Genomic DNA, 241 nt, shown 5'->3' with positions numbered 1-241 from the left:
GCTGACGCGCACCAATGCGCTGCTTGCCGGCCAGGTTGACCTGATCGAGACGCCAGCGCCCGATGCCGTGCCGCAGCTCAAGGCCGCCGGCATGAAGATCGTCGACAACGTCACGCCGCATGTCTGGCCGTGGCAGTTCTCGCGCGTCGAAGGCTCGCCCTGGAACGACATTCGCGTGCGTAAGGCCGCCAATCTCTGCGTCGATCGCGAAGGGCTCAAGGATGGCCTGCTCGCGGGCCTG

Annotated in this window: 1 protein-coding gene; it reads left to right on the top strand. The window is 66.8% G+C overall.

Features of this window, described 5'->3' with window-relative positions; all coding sequences use genetic code 11:
* A partial coding sequence (locus G8O24_RS43780; protein WP_244646483.1) for an ABC transporter substrate-binding protein occupies positions 1–241 on the top strand: 241 nt, incomplete at both ends.

It is taken from the genome of Bradyrhizobium campsiandrae, from assembly GCF_014529705.1.
Taxonomy (GTDB): domain Bacteria; phylum Pseudomonadota; class Alphaproteobacteria; order Rhizobiales; family Xanthobacteraceae; genus Bradyrhizobium; species Bradyrhizobium campsiandrae.
Note: the sequence above shows the minus strand (reverse complement) of the source record. Positions and strands in the feature narration are given on the sequence as shown.